The following is a 17,388-nucleotide window of genomic DNA, read 5'->3' on the forward strand; positions in this document are numbered from 1 at the left end:
ACACTGCTTGGCCTGCCCCTCTTTCACTCATACGGCCATATGATCATGCATACCATGACCCTTGAAGGCTACAACCAGATCCTTATCCCCGACGCCCGAGACACAGACGCCATGGTCACCATGATTCGCACCCACTATCCCCTCCTGCAGCTCGGCGTGCCGGTCCAGTTTATGAAAATGGCGGAAACCGAACTCAAGGGGATCACCGTGCTGGGGGTTTCCGGATCGGCCCCCCTGCCCCCGAGCACACAAAAACAATTCGAAAAAAGCGCCTGCGGAGCCATCATGGAGGGCTACGGGCTCTCCGAGATGTCGCCCAGCACCCACCTGAACCCCTCACTGCTCCTGCGGGCCATGGGCGGTCGATGGATTCAGAGGATCCTCACCTTCACCCTGGGCATTCCGGGCCTGAGCTTTCTTCTCAACCGCCTCCTGCGACTGATAGGCCCCAAGGCGGTGGGGTACGTCATCACACGGGGTCTCTCCCTGCTTCTGGCCCTCACCCGTCAATCGGCGTCAAAGGGAAAAACCCCGGAAAAACACGGAGCCACAGGCATCCCCATGCCCGACACCGATCTCTGCATCATAGAACCCGGCACCGGCCGGCTCCTCGCCGACACAGACCACTTCCCCCCTGACGTCCGCGGTGAAATGTTGCTGCGTGGCCCCCAGCGCATGCTCGGCTACTGGCCGGATGAGGAGACCGGCGTCGATGAAAAGGGATACATCCACAGCGGAGATGTGGTGACCGTCGACGAACACGGCTACTTCACCGTCGTGGATCGCACCAAAGACATGATCAATGTCTCTGGCTACAAGGTTTATTCCCGGGAGGTCGATGACATCCTTTACAGCCACCCGGCCATTGAACACGCAGCCACCGTCGGTGTCCCAGACAAAGATCGCGAAGGCAGTGAACGGGTGGTCGTCTGCGTTCAGCCGAAACCTGGCTATAAAAACCGGGTCACCCCAGACGAATTCATTGCCTTTGTCAAAGAACACGTGGCCCGATATGCGGTCCCAAAGTCCGTCTTTTTTGTCGACGAAATGCCCCTCACCGATGTGCAGAAGCTGGACAAAAAAAAGGTACGAGAGCTCGCCCTGGTTCACCTCAGCAGCATCGCGGCATCCACCGCCGGGTCTTAAAAAACGCCGCGATAACGAGCCGGGACAGCCCCCATGCACCCCACGTCCCCCGGCCTTCACAGGGTTCCGGTTCCTCCCTTGACATCCCTTTGAAAAGAGTGTTAATAAGGGAAGTTTTTCAAGGCCGGTATTGGCCTTTAGATCCTTGCTCTGCGTTAAAATCAGCGCAGGGCTTTACATCCATAAGGAGGTTACATGAGACGTTACGAAACCGTATTCATCCTCGATCCCGATCTGGGCGAGGAGGTTCGCAACCAGCGTTACGAGAAGGTCAAAGAGGTCATTGCCGCTTTTAATGGCGTCATGATTGAGTTCGATGACTGGGGCGTACGCAAGCTTGCTTACGAAATCAGCAAAAAATCACGTGGCCAGTATGTTCGAGTGGACTACTGCGGCGACGGTGCATTGATTTCCGAGCTGGAGCGAAATTTCCGCCTTGACGATAAATTTCTCAAGTTCATGACCATCATTCTCGGTGACGACGTCAACCCAGCCGACGTTATCGCAGAGAGAGAACAGGCCGAAGCCGCTGCCGCAGAGGCAGACGCTGCACCCAAAACAGTGGCGCATGTGGAAACACCTGCGACTGAGGCACCTGCTGCAGAAGCAGCTCCTGCAACTGAAGCTCCTGCCGAAGAGGCACCTGCTGCAGAAGCACCTGCTGAAGAGGCCCCCGCTGTAGAGGTAAAAGCTGAGGAACCTGCAGAACCTGAGACCAAAGAGGAGGAATAAGATGGCCGTACCAGCACGAGGAAAAGGAAAAGGGAAACCCGGACGCAAGGGCGGTCGCAAAAAGACTTACCATCGCAGGAAGGTCTGCCGTTTCTGTGCCGACTCCAGTATCGTCATCGATTACAAAGAAACCCGCGTCCTCAAGTACTTCATCTCTGAACGCGGAAAAATCATTCCCCGACGCATCACCGGCACCTGTGCCAAACACCAGAGGGTTCTTACCCGTGAGATCAAGCGCGCGCGTACCATTGCGCTGCTGCCTTACGTCGGAAATCTGGATTCATAATGCGCGGTGCGGCGCAAGCCGCTTCGATGACAAACTGAACAAAGCCGGATATCCGGACACGGTTCCGGGTTCACTTTGAAGAGGGTGCCCCCCCCTTCAGTGGAGGAAACTATGGCAACGAAAGTTATTTTAACAGAAACCATCGATACTCTGGGCATTATCGGCGCTGAGGCTACCGTTGCGAACGGATTCGCACGCAACTACCTCCTCCCCCGCGGGAAAGCCGTCCTTTCCACGCCCCAGAATAGAAAACTTCTGGAGCAGCAGAAGGCTCGATTTGAACTTCAGATCGCCAAAGAGCGCGAGCAGGCTGAAGAACTGGCTAAAAAAGTACAGGAAATTTCTTGTACTCTCATCGCCAAGGTCAGCCATGAAGATCGTCTCTACGGCTCCATTACTGCCCAGGACATCCTGGAAGCCCTTAAGGGCCAGGAAGTGACCATCGAGAAGCGCATGCTGCTTCTGGCCGCTCCCATCAAGGAGCTGGGTACCTACAAGGTTCCCGTCCGTCTCTACAAGGACGTTGAGCCTGAAATCACCGTTGAGGTGAAGGCGGAAGCCAAGGAAGGAGGGGAGTAACCTCCTCTTTCTCCAAGACTGAAAAGCCATAAGGGGGTCCGCCGATATCCGGCGGGCCCCCTTTTTTTATTTGAGCGAAAGACGGAACGATGCAACAAGGAGCTGCCCCCCTGCCCTGTACCACAGCCCCTGATATTTTCATCCGCAGCCTGGGGGAAAGTATTGCCATCGTCCCGGGGACCTGATAGCTCTTTTAAAAAAACGTCCCGACCTCATACCAACGACAAAAAAACGAAAAAAAGAGACCAACAGCATCATGCTCACGAATTTCGGGTCGCAAAAGCCCAGAACAAAACAGTCCGATAACCGCCAGGCGGGCGGAGATGACGGTGGCTTCAGGGGAAAACTCCCTCCCCACGCCCTGGATGCGGAGGAGTCCATCTTAAGCTCCATCCTCATTGACAATGACACCCTGGTGGATGTCATTGAGATGCTGACCTCCAAAGACTTCTACAAGCCAGCCCACGAGAAGATCTATGAATCCATGACCGAATTGTTTGCCCGATCTGAGCCGGTGGATATCGTGACCCTTGCCAACCGCCTCACACAGAAAGGCCAACTGGATGAAATCGGCGGCGCTGCTTACCTCTCCCACCTGGTGGACAGTGTCCCCATCTCCGTCAATGCCGTCAAACATGGCGAAATTATCCGGGACAAAGCCTGCCTTCGGCGCATGATCGAAACCTGTTCACAGATCATCAACAACTGCATGGAAGAGCAGGGGCCGGTGGAAACGATCATCGATACGGCGGAAGGGTCGATCTACGAGATTTCCAACTCCAAGATCAAACCCTCCTTTTCCCATATCAACGATCTCATCAACAGCAACATCACCACCATTGAAGAACGCCAGAACAGCGGAAGCGACTTTACGGGTGTCCCGACGGGCTATACCCAGGTAGACAAGCTCACCTCCGGGCTCCAGAAAAGCGACCTGATCATTCTGGCGGCTCGACCCAGTATGGGCAAAACAGCCTTTGTCCTCAACCTGGCACGCAATGTGGCGGTCCTTGAAGATCAGCTGGTGGCTATCTTCTCCCTTGAAATGGGCTGCGAGCAGCTCTCCATGCGTCTGCTCACCGCCGAAGCCCGAGTCAACTCGGAAAAACTGAAGAGCGGAACCATCGGAGCCGATGACTGGGAACGGGTAACTGAAGCCGCAAGCGTCATCAGTCAGGCCCCTCTCTACATTGACGACACCCCCAGTATCAGCGTCATGGAGATACGGGCCAAATGCCGACGCCTCCGGGCAGACCGGGAACTGGGCCTGATCATCGTGGATTACCTCCAGCTCATGCGTGGGTCTGGAACCACCGGAGACCGGCGCGACCTGGAGATTGCTGAAATTTCCCGTTCCCTTAAAGGGCTGGCCAAGGAGATGGACGTCCCGGTCATTGCGCTGTCTCAGCTCAACCGTATGCTCGAGCAGCGGGCGGAAAAACGCCCCCTCCTCTCCGACCTCAGGGAGTCAGGCTCTCTCGAACAGGATGCCGACATCGTCGCCTTCATCTACCGCGACGAGGTATATAATAAGGAAGAGAACAGTCCCAACAAAGGCAAAGCCGAAATCATCGTCGCCAAAAACCGTAACGGTGCTGTGGGCACGGCACATCTGACCTTTATTGGCAAATACACCCGATTTGAAAACGCCGCCATCGGCGATTACTCTCTGCCGGACAACGAATGAAAAAAGTACTCGGGCATATCGAAGGCCTGAAGGCCAACCAGAAGAAACGCCTGGAATCCCTCTACCGACGGCGCCTCCCCCAAGGGGTCGCCGTCAACGCCGACCTGGCCCACGAGCTGGCCACCCTCAGCCATGAAATCAGAAGACAGGTGGCCGTTCTTGCCACTCGCGCTGGAAAAGTGGAGTTCGTCATTGTCGGCACCCCGGATCAGATCTACATTCCGGAGCTCAAGGGCTACACCCCCCTGCCGGGTCGCCTTCTCGGACTTCGGTATATCCACACCCACCTCAAGCCCGAGGAGGGGCTGAGCCGAGACGACCACACCGACCTTGCCCTGCTTCGCTTTGACCTCATGGCCGCCATCACCTTGACCCCTGAAGGATCGGTGCACCGGGTCCACACCGCCCACGTCACCCCCGAAGAGACCGGCAGCCCCACCATCGAGCTGCCCCCCATGGCCCCAGGCCATCTCCGCGATGACCTGGACGTTATCGTGAAGGAAGTTGAAGAGGAACTGACCCGTAAAGAACGGGTTCTCTCCGCCGGAGATGCCGAAGAACGGGCCATTCTGGTCAGCGTCACGACTCGCCCTCGAAAAGAGGCCATGGGATCCCTCCATGAACTCGAAGAGCTGACCCGATCCTGCAACATCGATATCGTGGAAACCGTGCTTCAAATTCGCAAAAAAAATGACCCCAAGCACCTCTTAGGAAGCGGAAAACTCAGCGAAATCACCATCGCCGCCATGCAGAAAGGTGCCTCCATCCTCATCTTTGACCAGGAGCTCTCCCCGGCACAGATCCGCTCCATCACCGATCAGGTAGAGATAAAAGTCATTGACCGCACCCAGATGATCTTAGATCTCTTTGCACGACGGGCCCAGACACGGGAAGGCAAACTCCAGGTGGAGCTGGCCCAGCTCAAATACATGCTCCCGCGACTGATCACCTTAAACACCGCCATGAGCCGTCTCACCGGCGGAATCGGAGGTCGCGGCCCCGGTGAAACCAAACTCGAGCTCAACCGACGGCGCGTGAGGGACCGCATCACCGTCCTGTCCAAACAGATTGAGAGCGTCAAAATACAGCGAGGCCAGCAACGGGCCAAACGCAACCGAAAAGGGGTCCCCGTGGTCTCCATTGTCGGTTATACCAACGCGGGGAAATCCACCCTGCTCAACACCCTGACCCAAAGCCGGGTCCTGGTGGAAGACCGCCTTTTCGCCACCCTGGACCCCTCCAGTCGGCGTCTTCGATTCCCAAAGGATATCGAAGTGATCATCACCGACACCGTCGGGTTTATCCGGGACCTGCCCAAAGAGCTGATGGTCTCCTTCCGGGCCACCCTGGAAGAGTTGGAATCGGCGGATCTTCTTCTCCACATCATCGATGCCTCCAATACGCAATGCAAAAAACAGATCGATTCCGTGGAAAAAATCCTCTCAGACCTGAAGCTCGACGCCATCCCCACCCTGAAGGTGTTCAACAAAGTCGACCGCATTGATAACGAGAGACGCGATGGACTCTCCAGAGAGCATGGGGGCCTCTTCATCTCCGCCCTTAACCGCGCCACGCTGACCCCACTGCTCCACGACATCGAAGATCGAATAGAAACCCTCCTCACCGACACCCTTCCGGAAGATCTGCCGAGCATGGATGAATAAACGTAGCGAACACCCTATATATGGACCCTTGCCTGTGCCATCATAGATGTTGACTCACCAGGGCAAAAAGGATAAATGTGTTAGCCATGGATATGGAAGCAATTAAAAATACGGCCCTTTCCGCCGTCTTTAAAGGGGGACGGATTCTTTCCGATATGTACGGAAGCTCGTTCAGAGTGGACCGAAAAGGACGGATTGATCTGGTCACCGAAGCGGATACCGCTTCTGAGACGGCGATCATAGAAACCCTGACCCGCCGCTTTCCTGACCATGATGTCCTTGCAGAGGAAAGTGGGGCAAGCCATCGAGAGAGTCCTTACCGATGGGTCATCGACCCCTTGGACGGGACCACAAATTTTGCCCACGGCCTGCCTCTGTTTTCTGTCTCCATCGCCTTCCAGGCCCATGGCGAAACCGTCTTCGGGGTGGTTTTCAACCCCATCACCGAAGAACTCTTCATGGCAACAAAGGGAGAAGGAGCCACCCTCTGCGGCCGACCCATTTCAGTCAGTGAGGCGGCCACGGTGGAAGAGAGCCTTCTGGTCACCGGATTTCCCTACAATGTTCGAGACATCATGCCCAGGCTTCTTTCTCGCTTTGAATCCTGTCTCGATGCGGCCCAGGGCGTTCGCCGCTTAGGCTCCGCAGCCCTCGACCTCTGCTTCCTCGCCTGCGGACGCTTTGACGGCTTCTGGGAAGAAAACCTCAAGGCCTGGGACACGGCGGCAGGCGTCCTTATCGCGGAAGAAGCCGGAGCCCGTATCACCGATTTCAACGGGAAAAAGTACACACCTGGTGAGGTTGAAATGCTTGCCACCAATGGGGGTATTCATCAGGAAATGATCACGCTGTTGATGACATGAGGCCTGCAGAGCCGCACACCCCGGCCCCCTTTTAAAGGGCCACGGACCCAACAATCCGAACGGGAGTTGCCGCAAACCCAGAGCCATCAAAATAATAAGGGGATCTATGCTCAACGATATTGTTTTCACCCAAAAATCTGAGGCGTATATCGACTGCTTCGGAAACTTCGACATCAACGACAAAGTGTGCACCAAACACTGCGCCCTTTGCCTTAAATGCATCATCGAGCGGGATCAAAATGACCGCATGGAGCTCATCGAAGATCTCATGAGCAGCGACTCCATGCCCGCCCGACTCCAGTAAGACCTGAAAAGGCAAGATATCCACAAAAAAACCCGGCCGAGCCTCCTGTCTATGGAGACGCCCTGCCGGGTTTTTTGATTTTAAAAAAAGCGGGCTGACGATCAACCGCGAAAGGGTCTTTTTTAGCGAGTTATCATCGTGCCCCCAGCCTTTTTAAGATTTTTGTCTCAAAAAATTTTCGACGGGTTCAAGATCCCTTTCGGGTCAAAGAGCTTTTTAATACCCCGCATCAACTCCAATTCCTTTTCGCCGATCTCTTTTCCGATGTAATCCCGTTTGGTGATCCCGACCCCGTGTTCTCCGGAAAGAGTTCCCCCAAGGGCCAGGGTGTGGTCAAAGATCTCGTCTATGACGGCATCGGCCCGAAGTCGCTGCACCGGGTCCTTCTTATCAATCATGACGTTAAAATGAATATTTCCGTCTCCGGCATGGCCGAAACTCACCATGGGAAGCCCATACTCTTTTTTCAGGGCTTCGATCTTCTTCACCATCTGGGGAATCGCACTTCGCGGCACGACGATATCTTCATTGATCTTGTCCGGGCCAAAGAGATAGAGGGCCGGTGAGACCTTCTTCCGAACGGTCCAGAGACGTTTCGCCTCGTCGTCATTTCGTGCCTCCTCAACGGCCATGGCCCCGGCCTCCGTGACGATACCCGTCACCGTCGCGAGCGAGGTGAGGACCTCCGATGACGAGCCGTCCACCTCAATAAGAAGAATCGAACGACAGCCCTCTGGGAGATCGAGATCGGCAATGGATTGGGCACAGACAATAGATGCCTCGTCCATATACTCGACACAACGGGGCAGGGTGCCTGAGGCAATAATCCGGGTCACGGCCTCTGCCGCCTCTTCCATGCTCCTGAAAGAGACCTTCAGGGTTGCTGTGGCAGCGGGTAAAGGCAAAAGCTTGAGCAGAATCCGCGTCACCACGGCCAGGGTCCCCTCCGACCCCACCAGAAGCCGGGTCAAATCATACCCCACCACCCCTTTGGCGGTTCTGACGCCGGTGCGAATGATCTCCCCTGTGGGCAGAACCGCTTCCACACCCAGGACATAATCCCGGGTCACGCCGTACTTCACGGCCCGAGGGCCACCGGCACACTCGGCGACATTGCCCCCAAGGGTAGAGACCCCGGCGCTGGAGGGATCGGGCGGATAAAAAAGCCCTTTCGCCTCCACAGCCCGGTGGAAATCACCTGTAATCACACCCGGTTCAACCTCGGCCGTAAAATTATCCGTATCAATTTCGAGAATCCGGTTCATCAGGGTGGTCACAAGAATCACCCCCCCATCCACAGCCACAGAACCCCCGGTGGTTCCAGTTCCGCTGCCCCGGGGCACCACGGGAAATCCCGACGCATGGGCCAGGGCCAGGGTCTGTGAAATGTCCTCAGCAGAGGTTGGAAACACCACCGCATCGGGGGTGCATGTCATGTTCCGTGCATCGTAAGCATAGCAAACCCGGTCTTCCAACGAGGTTTTCAGCCGCTCTTTGCCGTATATTTTTTTCAGGGCGGAAAGCGCCCTTCGCGTTAAATCCATACCGTCCTCACCCGGACCCTACCGGTGGGTTCTCTTCGAGAAAACCGCGTCTGCCAGAGCATGAAGCCCCAGAATAAATGAACCATAAGACCCGGCAACAGCTGAAACCGTCCTGCACCGGCACTGGATAAATCCATCAAACCACCGTTGATATCACCCCAGCAAACAAATCAGCATCATATCATGCCCCTACGCCTGTGCGAATCATTTGTTCATGAATTTTATTTTAATGAAATAACCAGAAGAAAAAGAGGGGAATTGCGAATGGACATCATAATAACAAGGGTTACGAATGAATCTGCCGGCTCAACTCCCGCAGACTCTCCACCTGGAGACGCATGACTTCATGTGGATCCATACCAAGCCCTAACCCTGATATTTCATGAGAAAACAATCAGGGCAAACAATGGCCGGGGCCCTCTTCTCCAGGGCCTCTGTGAGGCGTTTTTTCGTTTTCGAATCCATACCCCAGATCGGTTTATCCCATGGCCACATGAAATCCACCCCCGAAAAGTGGTTGCACGAAGCCCTCCACGTGATCGCATTAAACGACAAAAATGACTGTTTTCAGCTTGAGAGCCTCTGTCACAACAGCTTCCCCTGCCTACAAAAAGATCGCTTTAAAAATCGCCGTTTTCAATTTTCCTGGAAAGGTAATCAATCTGATTTCGCATCTGGACCTCCTGACGGATGTCCTTTTCGATGGTTCCAACCGCATGCATCACGGTGGCATGGTAACGGTTGAAATTTTTGCCGATGGCCTGAAGAGGCTGGTCGGTGTACCTCCGGGAGAGGTAGATGGCCACCTGGCGGGGTTTAACAATGGTCTTTTTCCGGGATTTGGAAACAATGTCGACCGGCGTAATATTGAACTCTCGGCAAACAAGTTTCTTGATCACGTCGATGGTGACTCTCTTCTTCTTGGTGGCGATATTCTTCACCACACTCTCCGCCAGATCCAGATCCAGAGGAACGCCCATAAGGGACGATTTGGCGCTGACAGAGACAAGGCCGCTCTCAAGCTGCCGTATATTGTCGGTGAGTTCACCGGCAAGGTACTCGATCACATCCATGGAAAGATGGTACCCCTTTGCAGCTGCCTTCTTCTTCAAGATTCGTACACGGGTCCTGAAGTTGGGATCTTCAATGGGGGAAATAAGTCCCGAGGTAAAACGTGAGGCCAGCTGCTCATTCATCTTGGGAATATCATTGGGCAGATAGCAACTGGAGAACATGATCTTTTTCCCAGACTCCATCAGATAGTCCAGGGTCATGGCCAGCTCAATCTGGGTGCGCTCCTTGCCCCCAAGAAAATGAACATCTTCCAGAAGCAGCACATCACACTGGGAACGATACTTGTCCTTAAACTGACCGGCGGTATCGTTTTTAAACGAGCCGATCATTTCATTGGTGAAGTCTTCCGCCGTGATGTAATAAACGCGTTCGCCCGGTTTCTTTCGATTGATGTGGTGACCGATGGCCTGGGTCAGGTGGCTCTTGCCCATGCCCGTATCGGACAAAAGAAACAAAGAGCTATTTTGTCTTTGGGTGGACGAAGCCAGGGAGAGGGCCGCCGAATAGGCAAAATCGTTATTGCCCGAGACCACAAAATCATCCAGGGTAAAATCAGGGCGCAACATGCGACCACTGTGCATCACCGGATTGGCCACGTTGGGGATCACCAGCTGGGTCTCCACCTTTCTCAGCCCTTTTTTTATCAGCGGGGGACGGCTGGAGCCGTTTGTACCTTTTCGCACATCCAAACAGAGACTGATATCCGACCCCAACAGGGTGCGTATTTCATCCTGAATCATGGAACCGTAGTGATCTTGAACGCGCTTTTTTGAGAAGGAATTGGGGCACGAGACCCGGAAGGCATCTCCACTCCTGTTCTCAAATTTTACAGGTTCAATCCACATTCGGAAGCTGTGCCCGGGAAGTCTCCCCTCCAACACAGCTTTAACATTATTCCAAACCGATTCCATACAGTATGCTCACCAGATAAAAAACAATAAGAGGCTATTCCCTGACACAGGGCTCGTTCTAATACACCAAAATTTTCGATTATTCCCGATACATTGCAGAATACCAAGGATAGAATCAGAGGACGGGATCCTCCATCGTGATTTAAATTGGTATTAATCCAACGTGATGACCCCGTCAACCCGAATATCTGCGATTTTCAAGACCCACGGCATTCCCTCGTCATGATTATTCAAGTATCTGTTTTTAAGACGTATCCCGTTGGCGAAAAACGCAACCCCCCTTAAACATTCTCAATCCTTCAACGAAGGATTATCCAACTATATTCAACGGATCCATGATTTCCTCGACTATCTCGATAAATTTGAAATCTTCATTTTTCGCTATTTTACTTCGATTTGCTCCATATTTCACCGGAGCCACCCATCCGTTCTGTTCCACCGCCACAAATACTTCACCATTTAAAACCCTTAGAAGCATTCCTCTTTTTTCTCCTGACGCCCCCGCGGTTGTTGCATCCAAGGTCCCTATAACACACCCATTTACCCACCCGCCCCCCACCTGTTGAGGCGAGAGAGTCCACCACCACAATATAAGGGAAAGGCTCCCGGGTTCCCCATCGAGTGTCTCAAGCCAGGGCAAGGGCATTGGTCCCCCCCCTTTCTTTTTTTTACATTCCCCTACGTCGAGGCTGCTGATATATATGATGGGATGATGTTCGGTATTCAAGGGTTCTCACCTGTTTTTATCTTGAACCCCACCGGAACCCCGAACGATACAGCCAAACCCCACAGGTGAAGGCCCGATGACCTTTGACGGCCCCCTCACCTTTATATTAATAAGGAGAAAACATGATCCAGCCCCCTCTGCTGGCCCTGACCATGGGCGACCCCTGCGGCATCGGCCCGGAATTATCAGTCAAAGCCTTTCACTCCCCCCGTGCGTATCAGGGCATGCGCCCCCTGCTTGTGGGAGATATCGAGGTGATCAAAAAAGCGATAGAGACCACCGGTGTCCCCCTGACTATCCGCCCGATTCAAGACGTCAACGAAGCCCAGTTCACTCCCGGTATCGTGGACCTTCTCCCCGCTTCTGCCCTCTCCCGGGATGAGGTCATCCCCGGAGCGCCCACGGCCCGTACCGGCCAGGCAATGATCAACTGTATCACCCGCTCCGTAGACCTGGCCCTCGACGGGGGCTGTGATGCCATCGTCACCGGCCCCATCCACAAAGTGGCCATGAAACTGGCCGGATCCGAATACCACGGACACACCGAACTCATCGCAGAACGAACCCGGGCGACCGAATTCGCCATGATGATGGCTGGCGATCGCTTAAAAGTGGTGCTGGTCACCATCCATATCCCCCTGAGCCAGGTCGTCCTCGAGTTGACCACCCCGATGATCAAGGACCTGATCAGCCTAACCGCCCGATCCCTTCAAGAGCGGTTCGGCATCCCGGCCCCACGCATCGCCGTGGCCGGGCTCAACCCCCATGCCGGCGAAGAGGGGCTCTTTGGCGACGAAGAAAGTCGCCTTATCGCCCCTGCGGTCATGCAAGCGCGCGCCATGCATCCAGACTGTACCATCAGCGACCCCATGCCCCCGGATACCGTCTTTTTTAAAGCCGTTGAAGGGCATTTTGATGCGGTGGTATGCATGTACCACGACCAGGGCCTTATTCCCTTCAAAATGGTCCATTTTCATGATGGAGTGAACACCACCCTGGGACTTCCCATCATTCGAACCTCGGTGGATCACGGCACCGCCTACGACATTGCCTGGCAAAACATCGCCTCCGAAAACAGCCTCCTCTGCGCCATGGAAATGGCCGCCAAGCAGGCATGTAACCGCCTGAAGACAAACCGGCCCTTGAAATAAACCGTCGTTGGAATGCCCCTGCCTCCCCGGCGGCGTGCCCGATTTGTTCATCAATCGCTCGCCACCGGACACGAGATGACGCATGCGCGCCTTGACCCCTCACAGGAAACGATCACACCATGGTTCAATCCAAAATCACCATATCGGGAGCCCGACAGCACAACCTGAAAAACATTGACGTCTCTTTTCCAAAGAATGCTCTGGTGGTGGTGACAGGCCTGTCGGGCTCCGGTAAATCCTCCCTGGCCTTTGATACCCTCTACGCCGAAGGCCAAAGGCGTTACGTTGAGTCTCTCTCCACCTACGCACGCCAATTCCTGGGCCAAATGGAGAAACCCGACGTGGACTTTATCGACGGACTCTCTCCAGCCATAGCCATTGAGCAGAAAAGCTCTTCCCACAACCCCCGATCCACCGTGGGAACCGTCACGGAAATCTATGACTTTCTGCGGCTTCTCTTCGCAAGGGCAGGCACCCCGCACTGCCCGAAATGTGGCAAAGAAGTGGGGTTTCGGTCCCTGGATGAAATCATCGACGAGGTCCTGTCCGAGCCACCCGGCACCCGTATCATGGTCCTGGCCCCCCTTCCCCCCATGCCACCCGATGCCGCGGCTGCCACGCTCAGGCGCCTGAGGCGTGAAGGGTATTCACGGGTCCGCGTGGGATCCCACCTGTACGAGCTGGATGATCTCCCCGAAAATTTCCGGGTGGCCGACACCCCCTTTGACGTCATCATCGATCGCATCGTGATCAAAGAGGGCATGCGCAACCGTTTTGCAGACTCTCTGGAGCTGGCCGCCCGCACCGCCGGTGGCAAAGCCAACATTGATCTCCTTGAAGAGGGGGGCAGCGCCACCCATCGAACCATCGTCTACACCGAGGAAAACGGGTGCTCGGATTGCGACATCATCCTGCCTGACTACACCCCGGCGTCCTTCTCCTTCAATTCCCCCTTAGGTGCCTGCCAGGGGTGTGGCGGCCTCGGAACCATCGAAGATTTTGATCCCCAACTCATCGTTCCGGACCCCGACCTCTCCCTCCGGGAGGGAGCCATCGCACCCTGGGCCTCTCGAAGCTCCGTTCAGTTTGCAGAGTTTCTCGATGCCCTGACCCACCATTACAACACGACGATCTACACACCGTTTCGAGACCTGACTGCCGCCTTCAAAAAAGTCATCATGAAAGGATCCGGCAAGGAAACGATCCCCTTCTATTTCGAGAAAAAAGGACGACGTGTCACCTACGAGACCCCCTTTGAAGGCGTCATTCCGGCCCTTAAAAAACGCCTGAATGAGGCCACCACCGCCTCGGAAAAGGAAGACATACGCCGATTCATGACCTACCGTCCCTGCAGCCCCTGCAAGGGGACTCGCCTGAATGAGCTGGCACGAGCGGTCCGCATCGGGCCCTACTCCATCTCCGACATCAGCGCCATGTCTGTTGAGAAGGCCCTTTCCACCTTCTCCGACCTCTCTTTTGAGGGCAAAACGGCCCTGGTGGCCGCTCCGATCTTACGGGAAATCTCAAGCCGTCTCTCCTTTCTCACAGACGTGGGGCTCTCCTACCTCACCCTCTCCCGAAGCGCCTCCACCCTCTCCGGAGGAGAGAGCCAGCGCATCCGCCTGGCCACCCAGATCGGATCCAAACTTTCCGGGGTTCTTTATGTCCTGGACGAACCCAGCATCGGCCTCCACCAGAGGGACAACCGACGCCTGATCGATACCTTGAAAAAAATTCGCGACCTGGGAAACACCGTCCTGGTCGTCGAACACGACACCGATACGATTTACGCAGCCGATCATCTCATTGACATGGGCCCGGCCGCCGGCATCCGAGGAGGCCACGTGGTCTATTCCGGCCCCCCTGCCGGCATCACCGCCTGCGAAGAGTCCCTCACCGGCCTCTACTTTTCCGGCAGACGCGGTATCGACCCCCCCTTGAAACGACGGCCCCACGAAAAAGGGAACCTCACCCTCACCGGTGCCACCGCCAACAACCTGAAGAACGTCACGGCGAGTTTTCCCCTGGGAACACTCACCTGTGTCACCGGCGTCTCCGGGTCCGGAAAATCCACCCTGGTCCTCACCACCCTGAAGCGGGTGCTCTCCCAAAAACTTGCCGGTGCCAAAGAACGCCCCGGAGCCTACACCCGGATTGAAGGATTAACCCTGGTGGATCGAGTCATCGGCATCGACCAATCCCCCATCGGCAAGACACCGCGGTCCAACCCGGCCACCTACACGGGCCTCTTCAATGCCATCCGGGATATCTTTGCCAAGACAAAGGACGCACGGGAAAAAGGGTATAAACAAGGACGGTTCAGTTTTAACATGAAGGGAGGACGGTGCGAGGCGTGCCAGGGAGACGGCATCATCAAAATTGAGATGCACTTTCTGCCGGATGTCTACGTCCCCTGTGATGTCTGCGGAGGGAAACGCTACAACCGAGACACCCTGGGCGTCCATTACAAGGGCAAAAACATCGCGGAAGTACTGGATATGACCGTCAATCAGGCCTTTGAATTCTTCAAGAGTTATCCGGTGCTGCGGGCCAAGCTGGAAACCCTGATTGACGTGGGCATGGGCTACATTCATCTGGGCCAGTCTGCCACCACCCTTTCCGGCGGGGAAGCCCAGCGAATCAAGTTGGCCAAGGAACTGTCCAAAAGAGGGGGAGGACACACCGTTTATATTCTCGATGAGCCCACCACCGGCCTCCACCTGGAAGACATCCGAAAACTCATGCTGGTATTAAACCGACTGGTGGATGCCGGAAACACCATCATCATCATTGAGCACAACCTGGATGTGATCAAGTGTGCCGATCATCTCATCGATCTGGGGCCGGAAGGAGGCGACGGAGGCGGCGAGATAGTGGCCGTCGGAACACCGGAGGAAGTGGCCGACAATCCCGCGTCCATCACGGGACACTACCTCAAGGAAGCCCTGCCTCATCTGACAGCCTGACCCCACAAAAAAAGCCGCCTTGCCCTTTCGGGGCAGACGGCTTCCGCTCTTCATTTTTTTAAACCCTAAAACAATCGTAACTATTCAGTTTATGCCTCCGGCGGCCCTGCCGGGGGCTAAACTTTTAAAAAGTTTAACAAACAGGTTTTAAAAAAACTTTTTGGGTGAATTTTTACTTTAAAGGCGGATGTGATTTGACCCGAGGAATCCGCCTTCGCCCGTGTCTGTGAGTCATAGCCCAACCCGTGTCAATGGGCTACGGCGCGACAAGCGAGGGGCAAAGCGCATCCGCCGGAGGCTTTTTTGGGAGCTGAATAGTTACAAACAATCAAGCCAAAGAGGCCGAGGGAACCTCCCCATTCGAGGGCTGGTTTTCTCCGTCCACTTTGCGCATCCGAACTTTGGAGAGAAAGCGAAGGTTGGATTTTCCCAGGGTCACCGTGTCACCATGCGAGAGTTTCACAGGCTCCTTGCCCACCTTAACCCCGTTCAATCGGGGTTTGATCAAGCCGGAGACATGATTCAGATAATACCCATCATCCCGTCGGACCACAGTGGCTGCTCTTTTCCCCACCAGAAAGCCTTTTACCACCACCTCATTGGACCGGGCACTTCCCATCCGCGTGTAGCGATTCCCTAACTCAATACGCCCTCTCCCGCCCTTTTTAAAGACGAGGATCGGAAGAGGTTTCTTCGAAAGACCTTTGACAGAGCGCTGCTGACCGTTTTTCAGGTCCGACATGTCAAGAGCCATGGTGACGTCCAGGCTCCCGGCTCTTAAGGCTGTCAGGGGTGTTTCATGGAAGGTAACGTCCGCTCGGTTCTCCGAAAAAAGAAGCTGATGCTTTCCCACCCCCAGTTCGTCCCCATTGCCCAGGACGGCTTTGCTCACGCGTTTTCCGTTAACATAGGTCCCATTCTTACTCTCAAGATCGGAGACAACAACGCTGTCTTCCCGAAACTCCACACGGGCATGGAACCCGGAGACCGCGAGGTTACCGATAATAACATCGTTCTTTTCGTTCCGACCAATGGAGAGGGGGTACCCATACTCCAAAGCGTATTGCCGGATCATTTTTCCTTGGTATTTAAGTATCAGAAACGGCATGCGACAGAACTCCAGGATAACAAGACCGTAACCCGGCTGGGTGGGTTACGACAAAGTGATGGGTGGTAAGGATTCAAAATGACGTGGCAAAAGCGGGTAAACATAAGCCGCCATGAAGGCATATCCAGAAAAAAGCCCCGCCTGCTGAATCTCGCCATACCGAATAGTCACACTATATATGATTGACTTTCAGAGGGTCAAGGGATCTTTAGCCCCGCACACAAACAGAGTCCTCGGCCGCCTGAATATAAAAAAAGGGCCGGATCGTTACAAAAACGAGCCGACCCTTAAATATGTCAGACAACGAAGTCTCTTCTTAACCGAGGAGAGCTGCGATGGCTGCTGCCTGGGGATGTGCATAGATAAGAATCAAAGAGATAACCAGCGCATAGATACAAAGAGATTCGATCATAGCAAGACCAATGAGCATGGTTACAGTTACTTTACCAGAAGATTCGGGGTTTCTTGCGATCCCTTCAACGGCGGCTTTAAGACCCATGCCCTGACCGATGCCACAACCGAAAGCGGCGATGGCGATAGCAAGAGCGGCTGAAAAAGAGCTGACCACGAAAAACTGTAATGCTTCCATTTCTTTCTCCTTAATGTAGAGTGTATTGGTGTTCGGCTTCTTCCATTATCCCAATGT

General features: G+C 54.7%; 15 protein-coding genes. 10 read left to right on the top strand and 5 right to left on the bottom strand.

Translation table 11 applies throughout. The annotated features are described in order from the left end of the window. The 8 genes from Q1Q75_RS07450 to Q1Q75_RS07485 form a co-directional block, all read left to right on the top strand. A partial coding sequence (locus Q1Q75_RS07450; RefSeq protein WP_300668768.1) for an AMP-binding protein occupies positions 1-1,146 on the top strand: 1,146 nt, incomplete at its 5' end. A 195-nt stretch (positions 1,147-1,341) separates the two neighbouring features. Next, on the top strand, positions 1,342-1,878 hold the full coding sequence (gene rpsF / locus Q1Q75_RS07455; RefSeq protein ID WP_300668771.1) for a 30S ribosomal protein S6: 537 nt from the start codon (positions 1,342-1,344) through the stop codon (positions 1,876-1,878). A gap of 1 nt (position 1,879) precedes the next feature. Next, positions 1,880-2,164 carry a 30S ribosomal protein S18 gene (gene rpsR, locus Q1Q75_RS07460; protein WP_300668774.1) on the top strand — a complete coding sequence of 95 codons (285 nt, stop codon included), beginning with the start codon at positions 1,880-1,882 and terminating at the stop codon, positions 2,162-2,164. Positions 2,165-2,275: 111 nt separating this feature from the next. Next, positions 2,276-2,743 (top strand): 50S ribosomal protein L9, encoded by a 468-nt coding sequence (rplI, locus tag Q1Q75_RS07465; RefSeq protein ID WP_300668778.1) that lies wholly within the window; start codon positions 2,276-2,278, stop codon positions 2,741-2,743. A 256-nt stretch (positions 2,744-2,999) separates the two neighbouring features. Beyond that, the gene (gene dnaB / locus Q1Q75_RS07470; protein ID WP_300668781.1) at positions 3,000-4,430 is read left to right on the top strand and encodes a replicative DNA helicase; all 1,431 of its coding nucleotides are present in this window, start codon (positions 3,000-3,002) and stop codon (positions 4,428-4,430) included. Beyond that, positions 4,427-6,094, top strand: a complete 1,668-nt coding sequence (gene hflX / locus Q1Q75_RS07475) for a GTPase HflX (protein ID WP_300668784.1) — start codon at positions 4,427-4,429, stop codon at positions 6,092-6,094. The genes dnaB and hflX overlap by 4 nt, the downstream gene beginning before the upstream one ends. An 86-nt stretch (positions 6,095-6,180) precedes the next feature. After that, positions 6,181-6,957: an inositol monophosphatase family protein gene (locus Q1Q75_RS07480; protein WP_300668786.1), complete on the top strand. Its 777-nt coding sequence runs from the start codon at positions 6,181-6,183 to the stop codon at positions 6,955-6,957. A gap of 106 nt (positions 6,958-7,063) precedes the next feature. After that, positions 7,064-7,261 (top strand): hypothetical protein, encoded by a 198-nt coding sequence (locus Q1Q75_RS07485; protein ID WP_300668789.1) that lies wholly within the window; start codon positions 7,064-7,066, stop codon positions 7,259-7,261. Positions 7,262-7,428: 167 nt separating this feature from the next. Here Q1Q75_RS07485 and Q1Q75_RS07490 read toward each other — a convergent pair whose 3' ends face one another. From Q1Q75_RS07490 to Q1Q75_RS07500, 3 genes are all read right to left on the bottom strand, one after another. After that, positions 7,429-8,805, bottom strand: a complete 1,377-nt coding sequence (locus Q1Q75_RS07490) for an FAD-linked oxidase C-terminal domain-containing protein (protein ID WP_300668791.1) — start codon at positions 8,803-8,805, stop codon at positions 7,429-7,431. Between the two features lie 620 nt (positions 8,806-9,425). Beyond that, positions 9,426-10,790: a chromosomal replication initiator protein DnaA gene (dnaA, locus tag Q1Q75_RS07495; RefSeq protein WP_300668794.1), complete on the bottom strand. Its 1,365-nt coding sequence runs from the start codon at positions 10,788-10,790 to the stop codon at positions 9,426-9,428. 310 nt (positions 10,791-11,100) lie between these two features. Continuing rightward, entirely contained in the window at positions 11,101-11,517 is a 417-nt protein-coding gene (locus Q1Q75_RS07500) for a hypothetical protein (RefSeq protein WP_300668796.1), read from the bottom strand. A 122-nt stretch (positions 11,518-11,639) separates the two neighbouring features. On the opposite strand from Q1Q75_RS07500, the gene pdxA reads away from it, so the two are divergent. Further along, complete coding sequence (gene pdxA / locus Q1Q75_RS07505; RefSeq protein ID WP_300668798.1) at positions 11,640-12,668, top strand: 4-hydroxythreonine-4-phosphate dehydrogenase PdxA; 1,029 nt, start codon at positions 11,640-11,642, stop codon at positions 12,666-12,668. Positions 12,669-12,787: 119 nt separating this feature from the next. Next, positions 12,788-15,634 carry an excinuclease ABC subunit UvrA gene (gene uvrA / locus Q1Q75_RS07510; RefSeq protein ID WP_300668800.1) on the top strand — a complete coding sequence of 949 codons (2,847 nt, stop codon included), beginning with the start codon at positions 12,788-12,790 and terminating at the stop codon, positions 15,632-15,634. A gap of 328 nt (positions 15,635-15,962) precedes the next feature. On the opposite strand, the gene Q1Q75_RS07515 is transcribed toward uvrA, so the two are convergent. Both Q1Q75_RS07515 and atpE read right to left on the bottom strand, forming a co-directional pair. After that, entirely contained in the window at positions 15,963-16,742 is a 780-nt protein-coding gene (locus Q1Q75_RS07515; RefSeq protein WP_300668801.1) for an FHA domain-containing protein, read from the bottom strand. A gap of 316 nt (positions 16,743-17,058) precedes the next feature. Further along, positions 17,059-17,331, bottom strand: a complete 273-nt coding sequence (atpE, locus tag Q1Q75_RS07520) for an ATP synthase F0 subunit C (RefSeq protein ID WP_300668802.1) — start codon at positions 17,329-17,331, stop codon at positions 17,059-17,061. Positions 17,332-17,388: the final 57 nt, after the last annotated feature.

Source organism: Desulfoluna sp. (genome assembly GCF_030145185.1).
Lineage (GTDB): Bacteria > Desulfobacterota > Desulfobacteria > Desulfobacterales > Desulfolunaceae > Desulfoluna.